The 9,333-nt window shown below is 67.2% G+C and carries 10 protein-coding genes, 2 tRNA genes and 1 pseudogene; 7 read left to right on the forward strand and 6 right to left on the reverse strand.

Going from position 1 to position 9,333, the window contains the following annotated elements; all coding sequences use genetic code 11:
• A pseudogene (locus ACK5L9_RS06360) lies at positions 1 to 204 on the forward strand (hypothetical protein); the annotation flags it as partial.
• A 286-nt stretch (positions 205 to 490) separates the two neighbouring features.
• On the opposite strand, the gene ACK5L9_RS06365 reads toward ACK5L9_RS06360, so the two are convergent.
• Positions 491 to 565, reverse strand: a tRNA-Asn gene (locus tag ACK5L9_RS06365).
• Positions 566 to 644: 79 nt separating this feature from the next.
• A complete protein-coding gene (locus ACK5L9_RS06370; protein ID WP_416910628.1) occupies positions 645 to 1,556 on the reverse strand; it encodes an MBL fold metallo-hydrolase in 912 nt (303 codons plus the stop codon).
• Positions 1,557 to 1,599: 43 nt separating this feature from the next.
• On the opposite strand from ACK5L9_RS06370, the gene ACK5L9_RS06375 reads away from it, so the two are divergent.
• Positions 1,600 to 2,889 carry an ATP-binding protein gene (locus ACK5L9_RS06375; RefSeq protein ID WP_416910629.1) on the forward strand — a complete coding sequence of 430 codons (1,290 nt, stop codon included), beginning with the start codon at positions 1,600 to 1,602 and terminating at the stop codon, positions 2,887 to 2,889.
• A 102-nt stretch (positions 2,890 to 2,991) separates the two neighbouring features.
• Positions 2,992 to 3,891, forward strand: a complete 900-nt coding sequence (locus ACK5L9_RS06380) for an AEC family transporter (RefSeq protein ID WP_416910630.1) — start codon at positions 2,992 to 2,994, stop codon at positions 3,889 to 3,891.
• A 40-nt stretch (positions 3,892 to 3,931) separates the two neighbouring features.
• Here ACK5L9_RS06380 and yidD read toward each other — a convergent pair whose 3' ends face one another.
• From yidD to rpmH, 3 genes are all read right to left on the reverse strand, one after another.
• A complete protein-coding gene (gene yidD / locus ACK5L9_RS06385) occupies positions 3,932 to 4,222 on the reverse strand; it encodes a membrane protein insertion efficiency factor YidD (RefSeq protein WP_416910631.1) in 291 nt (96 codons plus the stop codon).
• The gene (rnpA, locus tag ACK5L9_RS06390) at positions 4,219 to 4,545 is read right to left on the reverse strand and encodes a ribonuclease P protein component (RefSeq protein ID WP_416910632.1); all 327 of its coding nucleotides are present in this window, start codon (positions 4,543 to 4,545) and stop codon (positions 4,219 to 4,221) included. Before rnpA ends, yidD begins: the two co-directional genes overlap by 4 nt.
• 121 nt (positions 4,546 to 4,666) lie before the next feature.
• Positions 4,667 to 4,801 (reverse strand): 50S ribosomal protein L34, encoded by a 135-nt coding sequence (gene rpmH, locus ACK5L9_RS06395; RefSeq protein ID WP_012177012.1) that lies wholly within the window; start codon positions 4,799 to 4,801, stop codon positions 4,667 to 4,669.
• A gap of 247 nt (positions 4,802 to 5,048) precedes the next feature.
• Here rpmH and ACK5L9_RS06400 point away from each other — a divergent pair, with 247 nt between their 5' ends.
• The 4 genes from ACK5L9_RS06400 to ACK5L9_RS06415 all read left to right on the forward strand — a co-directional run bounded on the left by ACK5L9_RS06400 (position 5,049) and on the right by ACK5L9_RS06415 (position 8,758).
• On the forward strand, positions 5,049 to 5,789 hold the full coding sequence (locus tag ACK5L9_RS06400) for a TVP38/TMEM64 family protein (protein WP_416910633.1): 741 nt from the start codon (positions 5,049 to 5,051) through the stop codon (positions 5,787 to 5,789).
• Complete coding sequence (locus ACK5L9_RS06405) at positions 5,789 to 7,213, forward strand: dihydrolipoyl dehydrogenase family protein (RefSeq protein WP_416910634.1); 1,425 nt, start codon at positions 5,789 to 5,791, stop codon at positions 7,211 to 7,213. Before ACK5L9_RS06400 ends, ACK5L9_RS06405 begins: the two co-directional genes overlap by 1 nt.
• 20 nt (positions 7,214 to 7,233) lie before the next feature.
• Positions 7,234 to 8,622 (forward strand): sensor histidine kinase, encoded by a 1,389-nt coding sequence (locus ACK5L9_RS06410; protein WP_416910635.1) that lies wholly within the window; start codon positions 7,234 to 7,236, stop codon positions 8,620 to 8,622.
• Between the two features lie 59 nt (positions 8,623 to 8,681).
• Positions 8,682 to 8,758 (forward strand) — tRNA-Arg (locus ACK5L9_RS06415).
• Positions 8,759 to 8,791: 33 nt separating this feature from the next.
• Here the strand turns inward: ACK5L9_RS06415 and ACK5L9_RS06420 are convergent.
• On the reverse strand, positions 8,792 to 9,333 hold a 542-nt coding region (locus tag ACK5L9_RS06420; RefSeq protein WP_416910636.1), incomplete at its 5' end, for an IS630 family transposase.

Below are 9,333 nucleotides of genomic sequence, written 5' to 3' on the forward strand. Positions count from 1 at the left end.
ATTGCCGCGACCATGGCCGAGGAATGCACCGACAAGCTGGGATCGGCGGTCACGCTGGACGTGATGCGGCCTCTGCAAGCCTTCGATGCAGGCGGCAGGGCGCGGGCGATCACCGCCATTGTGGGCGCACTGGCTCAGGCCAAGGAAGCCGGGATTGATCCGGCTCAGGCGCTGCGGCTGGTCGATTGGGGGTACGAATATTGAGATAGGCAGGTTGCGCCCGGTGCTTTCCAAAGTCAGCGCCAAAGCAATCCCGTCAGTCGGCGAGTGGGCAAACCCCGACAAGGCGCGGCTCTTTCTCCTTTGGGCGCGGCGCAGGCGATCACGGCGGACACCGGGGATCGTCATGGCCGGGGCGCGTGATGTGTCCCGGCCTTTCCTATGGCGCGGCGGGTGATTCATTTTGTTACCCCAGATGTTACCCCTGAGCCAAAATGCAAAAGACCCCTTGCGGGGCTTTTCCTTAACTCACTGTATTTTCAGGGATTTTTGGCTCCGGCGGTAGGGATCGAACCTACGACCAATTGATTAACAGTCAACTGCTCTACCGCTGAGCTACGCCGGATCACGAGAGGCCGTATAACAACAGCACAGTAGCGCGTCCAGAGGCTTTTCGACAGTTTTTCCGCTTTGACCGGATTTTCTCATGCAAGCGAGAAAACCGCGTCCACGGACAGTTCCGGCGCGGCCAGAACCACCCCTTTCCCTTGCAGATCAACAAGATGCGCAAGAACATTGCGTTCGGCCGCTGGCATCATCTTCGCCGGGATGTCGGTATAGATCCCGCGGGACAGGGTCGGAATGTCCAGGGGCCCCGTGCGCAGATGCGTCAGGATGGCCGCCTCGCGAGAACGGCGGTGGCCGATCAGCCAGTCCAGCCGCGCCGCCGGGTCCGTGACCGGGGCCCCGTGGCCCGGATACAGAACGCGGGGGGCGCGGGCGCGCAGGGCCTGACAGGAGGTCATGAAATCAGTCAGATCCCCGTCCGGGGGCGAGACCAGGGAACTGGCCCAGCCCATCACCAGATCGCCGCTGAACACCGAATCCCCGCAGGCAAAGCACAGGTGGTTGCCAAAATGCCCCGGCGTCCAGAGCGCGCTCAGCGTCCAGCCGGTCCCGTGGACCGTCTCGCCATCCGTCAGGCAGCGGTCGGGGGCAAAACCGGCATCAACCCCTTCGCCGCCCCCGATCAGCCCCGCCCCGGCCAGCCCCTGCATCACCGCGCTGCGCCCGGCCCCGGCATCGCCATAAGCCAGCACCGGCGCGCCGGTTTCCCGCGCGAGCCGGGGCGCCAGCGGGGAATGATCCAGATGCGCATGCGTGACAAGAATATGCGAAACGGATCCCCCCGCAGGAACCGCCGCCAGGATCGCCTCCAGATGCGCGTCCAGATCCGGGCCGGGGTCGATCACCGCCAGATCGCGATCACCGACCAGATAGGTATTCGTCCCCCAATGGGTCATGGGCGACGGATTCGGGGCCAGGATCCGCCGGATCCCCGGCGCCATCTGTTCGGGGACGCCTGCAGGCGGGGCGATGTCAGCGGGGGTCGGCATGTCTCTTCCTCTCGGGCGCGGGACGATCTAGACTGACCATACGATGTTCAACTGGCTCAGACCATATGTCCCGAAAAGCCTTTACGGCCGCACGGCCCTGATTCTCATCCTGCCGATGCTGTTGCTGATCACGGTGCTGCTGATCGTGTTCGTGCAGCGGCATTTCGACGGCGTCACCCGGCAGATGACGGTGTCGGTCAGCCGCGAGGTGCAGCTGATCCGGCAAAGCCCCGATGATGCGGTCGCCGATATCGCGCGGATCCTCGAGATCGACGTGGCCAGGGTCGGGCCCGGCGACCTGCCGCCCGGCGATGTGCTGACCTGGGAGGACATCACCGGCAGTTTCGTGATCGAGGATTTCTATCAGACCCTGCCCGATCTCGAACGGGTGGTGCTGCCCGACCTGCGGCGGGTGTCGCTCTATCTCCGGGATGGCGAGCGGTATCTGCGGCTCAGCTTTGACCGGCGGCGGGTGTCGGCCTCGAACCCGCACCAGTTCTTTGTCTACATGCTGAGCTTTGGCATCGTGCTGACCGCGATCGCCTATGTCTATCTGCTGAAACAGGTGCGCCCGATCCAGCGCCTGGCCGAGGCGGCCGAGGCCTTCGGGCGCGGGCGGCATATTCCCTATCGCGCCACCGGAGCGCTCGAGGTGCGGGCGGCGGGGGATGCCTTTCTCGACATGCGCAACCGGATCGAGCGGCAGATCGAGCAGCGCACGCTGATGCTGTCGGGGGTCAGTCACGACCTGCGCACGCCACTGACCCGGCTCAAGCTGGGGCTGACCATGCTCGAGGATGCCGACAGCGAGGACATGCTGCGCGATGTGAACGACATGGAACGGCTGCTGGACGAATTCCTCGACTTCTCGCGCGGCGCGCGCGAGGGCGACCCCGAAGACACCGATCCGGTGGCGCTGGTGACAACGATCGTCGAGGACAGCCAGCGCGCAGGCCTGCCGGTAACCCTGTACCATACCGAAGGTGCAGGCGTGGTGCCACTGCGTCCGGGCGGGATCCGGCGGGCGGTCGAGAACCTGATCACCAACGCGGTCCGCTATGGCAACCGGGCCGAGATTTCCGTGGACCTGACCGAGCGCGCGCTGCGGATCCGGATCGAGGATGACGGCCCCGGCATCCCCGAATCGCAGCGCGCCGAAGCGACCAAGCCCTTTGCCCGGCTGGATCCCGTGCGCAACCAGGATCTCGGCAGCGGGGTCGGGCTGGGGCTGTCGATCGCCATGGATATCGCCCGGGCCCATGGTGGCACCCTGCGTCTGATGACCAGCGAACGGCTGGGCGGATTGCAGGCGGATCTGGTCATTGCGCGGTGATTTTTCCCTTCCGGCGGGGATCGGCACCGCCGGGCACTGGAAACCCGGTGCCCGGCGGTGCTAAGCCGGGGCTGCAACACATGCCCATCAAGGTGACATCCCGTGATCCTGCTGACGATCTGGCCGCTTTTCGCATTGATCTGCCTTGGCTTTCTGCTGGCCCGGATCCGGTTTCCCGAACCGGGTTTCTGGCCCGCGGCCGAACGGATGAACTATTTCCTGCTGTTTCCGGCCCTGCTGATGTCCAGCCTGATAGACGCACCGGTGCGGGACCCCGCGATCCTGCGGCTTGGCGGGGCGGCGATGGCGACCATCTGCCTGGCCGCGGCCCTGCTCTGGATCGGCCTCCGGCTGCGCCCGACCCCGGCCGCGCGTTTCGGCCCGGCCCTGCAGGGGGTGGTGCGGTTCAACACCTATCTGGGGCTGGCCATCACCACCAGCCTGGCCGGTACGCAAGGCGTCGAGCGCGCGGCGGTGCTGCTGGCGGTGGCGGTACCACTGGTCAACGTACTGTCGATCCTGGCCCTGACCGAAACCGGCCCGGCCCGCAGCAAACGGACCCTGATCCGCACTATCCTGCGCAATCCGCTGATCCTTGCCTGTGCGGCGGGCATCGCCTTTGCCTTTGCCGGGGTCACCCTGCCCTTTGAGGGCAAGCGCCTGCTCAAGCTGCTGGCCCAGGGCAGCCTGCCGCTTGGCCTGCTCTGCGTCGGGGCGGCCCTGCAACCGGCGGCGCTGAAACGGGATTTTCTGGTTCTGGTCGCCAACAGCGCGCTGCGGCTGCTGGCGATGCCGGTCCTTGCCGGGGCGGTCGGCCTGTGGTTCGGTCTCGGCGGCACCGAAGCCCTGGTTCTGGTGATCTTTTCCGCCATCCCCACCGCGCCGACCGCCTATGTGCTGACCCGGCAGATGAACGGCGACGGCACCCTGATGGCCGGGCTGGTGACCGCACAGACCCTGGCTGCGGTGGCGACGATTCCACTGGTACTTATGCTGCCCTGACCGCCGGGCGGCGGGATGGCAAAGGGGTGCCGGGCCGCTGTCAGCCCTTTTCGCTGCGGGTCTCTTCCCCTGGCATGGCGGGCTTTTCCGGATCGGGGGACGGCGCTTCGCTGCCGGGGACCGGATCATAGCCAGAGCCGCCCCAGGGATTGCAGCGCAGGATCCGCCACAGCGCCAGCCAGCCGCCGCGCAGGCCGCCATGGCGTTCCAGCGCTTCCAGCGCATAGGCGCTGCAACTGGGCTGGAACCGGCAACCATGCCCGATCCATGGCGACAGGAACAGGCGATAGGCGCGCACCGGCAGCGCCAGGATCCAGGCAAGCGGGGTCATGTGCGGCCATGCACGCGCCCGAGCGCAAAGCGCAGGTCGCGGCGCAATTGCTCAAAGGGCAGCATGGCGGTCTTGTCGGGGCGGCCGATCAGGACATAATCCCAGCCGGGCCGGGCCTGTTCGGGCAGAATCTCGGCGGCCAGATGCCGCAGGCGGCGCTTGGCGCGATTGCGGGCAACCGCATTGCCAAGTTTCCTGGAACAGGTAAAGCCCACATTCACCTGCGCCGACCCGTCCCCGCGGTCGCGGGCCTGCAGCAGCAGGCTGTCAGTGCCCTGACGCAGGGCCCGGGCGGCGCGCTGGAATTGCGGACGGTTGCGCATGACGTCCAGGATACCGGCCGCTGGCGCGGCCCGGCCATCCCCGGACCGCAAAGAAACCGCCCGCGGCGCTGTCCTGTTCGGGGCCTCGGGCGGTGTCATGTCGTCAGACCTGTGCCGAGGCTTATGCGCTCAGCGACTTGCGGCCGCGGGCGCGGCGCGCGTTCAGGATCTTGCGGCCCGCCTTGGTCGCCATCCGGGCACGGAACCCGTGCCGACGCTTGCGGACGAGGTTCGAGGGCTGAAAGGTGCGTTTCATCGCTCCGTCTCCGATCTTGCGGGCCCGGGGGTGCAGGAATCGCACCCGGCCCGGTTCAACTGTTCTGAAGCCCGGTCTATACGGGGCCGCTTGCCGCAAGTCAAACCGGATCACCGGCCAATTCCGCGATTTCTGCCGCTTGCCCCGGAAAATATCGGCAAACCCGGCCGCTCGCGCTCTGTTGACTGGATTCCGGCGACGGGCCCGGTCATGACTGGGACAAACACCCGCGAGGTCCCCGCCCGTCATGCCCGTCCCCGAATCCGCCCCCCCTGTCCGTCACCGGCTGGCCCGCCACCTGCCGCTGCTGCTGGTGGGGCTGGGGGCGCTGGCCGGGTATGTGCTGCTGCGCGACCGGATCAGCCTGGACAACCTGGCGCAACACCGCGCCCAGTTGCTGCTGTGGCGCGACCAGAACCTGGCCCTGGCCGCGCTTGTCTTCGTGCTGGCCTATGTGGTGATCGTCGCCCTGTCGCTGCCCGGGGCGGCGGTGGCCTCGGTGACCGGCGGCTTTCTGTTCGGCCTGGCCATGGGAACGGCGCTCAACGTGCTGGCGGCGACCATCGGGGCGACGCTGATCTTTCTGGCCGTGCGCATCGGGCCGGGACGCGGAATCGCCGACCGGATCGATGCGGCGCAAGGGCTTGCCGGAAAGATCGGCGCCGCCCTGCGGACGCATGAGATCAGCGTCCTGTTCCTGCTCCGCCTGGTGCCGGTGGTGCCGTTCTTTGCCGCCAATGTGCTGCCCGCACTGGTTCATGTGCGGCTGCGCAATTACATGCTGACCACGGTCATCGGCATCATTCCCGGCGCGCTGGTCTTCACCTCGATCGGCACCGGTCTCGGCGAGGTTCTGGCACGCGGCGATGCCCCGGACCTGTCGCTGATCCGCGATCCCCGGGTGATCGGGCCGCTGGCCGGGCTCTGCCTGCTGGCCGCCCTGCCGATCCTGCTGCGGCCGCTGCGCCGCCGCCAGGGACTGGGCTGATGCGCGCGCTCGAGACCGACCTGTGCATCCTGGGCGGCGGCGCCGGAGGGCTTTCGGTCGCCGCAGGCGCGGCGCAGATGGGCGCGCGGGTGGTGCTGCTTGAACCCGGCCCGATGGGCGGCGATTGTCTCAACACCGGCTGCGTGCCGTCCAAGGCGCTGCGCGATGCGGCGCGGCTGGCACGGCTGCTGCAGGGCGGGACCCGGATCCCCGGCATCCCCGCCACATCCGCCCGGCCCGATTTCGCGGCGATCCAGGACCATGTCCGGGCGGTGATCGCCCGGATCGCACCGCATGACAGCCAGGAAAGGTTCGAATCGCTTGGCGTCACGGTGATCCGCGCGCCGGGCCGTTTCGTCTCGGCGCGCGCGGTCGAAACCCCGGACACCCGGATCACCGCCCGCCGCTTCGTGATTGCCACCGGTGCCCGGCCGGTCATCCCGCCGCTGCCCGGTCTCGACACGGTACCCTGCCTGACCCACGAGACGATCTTTGACCTGCGCACCGCCCCCGGCCATCTGCTGATCCTCGGAGGCGGGCCGGTGGGGCTGGAAATGGCCCAGGCGCATCGCCGCCTGGGCAGTGCGGTGACGGTGATCACCCGCAATGCGGCCCTGTCCGGCGAAGACCCCGAACTGGCTGCCATCATCCGCGACAGCCTGCGGCGGGACGGGGTCGAGCTGCTGGAGAACACCACCCTAGCCGGGGCTGAGGGACAGCCGGGGGCGATCCGCCTGCACACCGGGGACGGCCGGACCCTGACCGGAACCCACCTGCTGATCGCGGCGGGGCGGCGGCCCGACACGGCAGGGCTGGGGCTGGGGCAGGCCGGGATCGCCACCACCCCGACCGGTGCAATCCGGGTCGACAACGGGCTGCGAACCGGGAACCGCCGTGCCTATGCGATCGGCGACGTCACCGGGCTTGCGCCCTTTACCCATGTGGCGGGCTATCACGCCGGGCTGGTGGTGCGGGCGGCACTGCTGGGACTGCCGGTCCGGGTCCGCCACGACCACCTGCCGCATGTGATCCACACCGATCCCGAACTGGCCCATGTCGGCCTGACCGAGGCCCGCGCCCGCACCCTTTATGACAACCGGATCGAGGTGATCCGGGTCCCCTTTGCCGACAATGACCGCGCCGTCGCCCAGGCCCGGACCGACGGGCTGATCAAGCTGGTGATCCGCAAGGGGCGTCCGGTCGGCGTCTCGATCGCCGGTCCCGGGGCCGGAGAGGCAATCCACCTGTGGGCACTGGCGCTGGCCAACCGGATGCGGATGCGGCAGGTGGCAGCCATGGTTGCCCCCTATCCGACCTTGGGCGAGATCGGCCGGACCGCTGCCGGGCGCTACTATGCACAGCACCTGTTCGAAAGTTCCGCTGTCAAAACCGTCGTGAGGCTGATACAACGCTGGCTGCCCTGATCCCGAGCAGTCCGACGCAGATGTTGAACACACTTTCAGGCCGGTTCCTTATCCTGACGGTCGCCTTCGTGATGCTGGCCGAGGTGCTGATCTTTGTCCCCTCGGTCGCGCGGTTCCGCGAGGATTACCTGCTCTTGCGGGTTGAAAAGGCGCAGATCGCCTCGCTGGCGCGGCTGTCGGGTGACCATATCGACGGGGACCTGCAAGAGGAACTGCTGCGCAATGCAGGCGTCTACAACGTCGTTCTGCGACGGGCGGATGCGCGGCAGCTGGTGCTGTCGTCCCCCCTGCCCCGGCCCATATCCCGCACCTATGACCTGCGCGATGCCAGCGCCGCGACCCTGATCCGCGATGCGCTGTACCGGTTGATCCGCCGCGAACCCGAGGTGATCCGGGTGATTTCCGACCCCGGCCAGATGTCCGGCCTGATGATCGAGATCACCATGAACACCGCCCCCCTGCGCGCGGCGATGCTCGACTACGGGATCCGGATCCTGGTCCTTTCGGCCGGGATTTCCGCCTTTACCGCCCTGCTGCTGTTCCTTGCCGTACGCCGGATCCTGGTGCGGCCGATCAAGGGGCTGGTCGCCAACATCACCGCCTATGCCGCCGCCCCCGAGGATGCCCGCCGCATCATCCGCCCGGGCCATGGCGTCGTTGAACTGCGCGAGGCCGAGGACGCGCTGCAGCACATGCAGACCGAACTGACCGGGGCCCTGCGGCAAAAGGAGCGCCTGGCACAGATGGGCGCGGCGGTGGCCAAGATCAGCCACGACCTGCGCAACATCCTGACCAGCGCACAGCTGTTCACCGACCGGCTGGAGCAAAGCGCGGACCCCGCCGTCCGCCGCCTTGCCCCCAAGCTGGTGAACTCGATTTCGCGCGCGGTCAACCTGTGCGAAAACTCGCTGGCCTTTGGCCGGGCCGAGGAACCCGCCCCGCGGCTGAGCCGGTTCCGGTTGCTCGACGTGGTGACGGATGTGATCGACAGCGAACGGCTGGCAACCGGCGACGCGGATATCAGCTTTTCCGAGGACGTCCCCGGCAGCCTGACCCTGCGGGCGGATCCCGAACAGCTTTACCGCGTGATCCAGAACCTGGTGCGCAACGCGCGACAGGCGCTGATGGCGCACGGGCACCCGGGAGAGATCTGCGTGCAGGCCTCCGAGACGGACGAGGACTGGCAGATCCGGGTGATCGACAACGGCCCGGGCCTGCCACCCAAGGCCCGCGATCACCTGTTCACCGCCTTTCAGGGAGGCGCGACCAGGGGCGGCGCGGGGCTTGGCCTGACCATTTCGGCCGAACTGATCCGCAACCATGGCGGCTCGCTGGTGCTTGAGGCAACCGGAGAGAATGGCACGACCTTTCTGGTGCGGCTGCCCAGGAAAGATTTTCAGCAAAGCTGAGGAATTCTTCCCTTTCACCCTTGCCAATCCCGACCCCAGCCGATAGATCACCCGGCAGTGGACCGATAGCTCAGCTGGATAGAGTACTTGACTACGAATCAAGGGGTCGGGGGTTCGAATCCTCCTCGGTCCGCCACTTGCACATTTGTCGTCTGTCATACCAACGGCCCTATGCGTTGACCGTTGCCCACTCTCTTGAGGTGATTGAAGTGATTTTGCCGGGGCACTCGGCGAAGAAGTTCCAGGCCTCACAGCATTTGTCGACGATATCGTCGTAGCTGTCGAAGACGGTGATCGCGAGTTTGTTGGACCGGAGATAGGCCCAGACGTTTTCAATCGGGTTGAGCTCTGGAGCATAGGGCGGCAGGGGCAGGAGCGTGATATTGTCTGGAACCCTGAGAGCTTTAGCGCCATGCCACCCGGCGCCGTCGAGCACAAGAACCGCGTGCGCGCCGGGCGCCACGGTCCTGGCGATCTCGGCGAGGTGAAGGTTCATGGCTTCGGTATCGACGAAAGGAAGGACGAACCCGGCGGCGACCCCGCGTTGCGGGCAAGCCGCGCCGAAGATGTAACTCCATTTGTAGCGCGTATCGCGGGGTGCGCGTGGGCGGGCGCCAGCCCTTGCCCATTTCCGGGTGAGCGTTCCTTGCTGGCCGACGCGCGCCTCATCCTGGAACCATACCTCCAGCGGCTTGCCCTGCGCCTTCGGAG

Source organism: Paracoccus sp. (in: a-proteobacteria), assembly GCF_047973135.1.
Classification (GTDB): domain Bacteria; phylum Pseudomonadota; class Alphaproteobacteria; order Rhodobacterales; family Rhodobacteraceae; genus Paracoccus.

Excerpts from the sequence above, each read along its gene's own strand:
- ACK5L9_RS06370 (WP_416910628.1), bottom strand. The coding sequence starts at position 1,556 with ATGCCGACCCCCGCTGACATCGCCCCGCCTGCAGGCGTCCCCGAACAG.
- ACK5L9_RS06375 (WP_416910629.1), top strand. The coding sequence starts at position 1,600 with ATGTTCAACTGGCTCAGACCATATGTCCCGAAAAGCCTTTACGGCCGC.
- yidD (WP_416910631.1), bottom strand. The coding sequence starts at position 4,222 with ATGACCCCGCTTGCCTGGATCCTGGCGCTGCCGGTGCGCGCCTATCGC.
- rnpA (WP_416910632.1), bottom strand. The coding sequence starts at position 4,545 with ATGCGCAACCGTCCGCAATTCCAGCGCGCCGCCCGGGCCCTGCGTCAG.
- rpmH (WP_012177012.1), bottom strand. The coding sequence starts at position 4,801 with ATGAAACGCACCTTTCAGCCCTCGAACCTCGTCCGCAAGCGTCGGCAC.
- ACK5L9_RS06400 (WP_416910633.1), top strand. The coding sequence starts at position 5,049 with ATGCCCGTCCCCGAATCCGCCCCCCCTGTCCGTCACCGGCTGGCCCGC.
- ACK5L9_RS06405 (WP_416910634.1), top strand. The coding sequence starts at position 5,789 with ATGCGCGCGCTCGAGACCGACCTGTGCATCCTGGGCGGCGGCGCCGGA.
- ACK5L9_RS06410 (WP_416910635.1), top strand. The coding sequence starts at position 7,234 with ATGTTGAACACACTTTCAGGCCGGTTCCTTATCCTGACGGTCGCCTTC.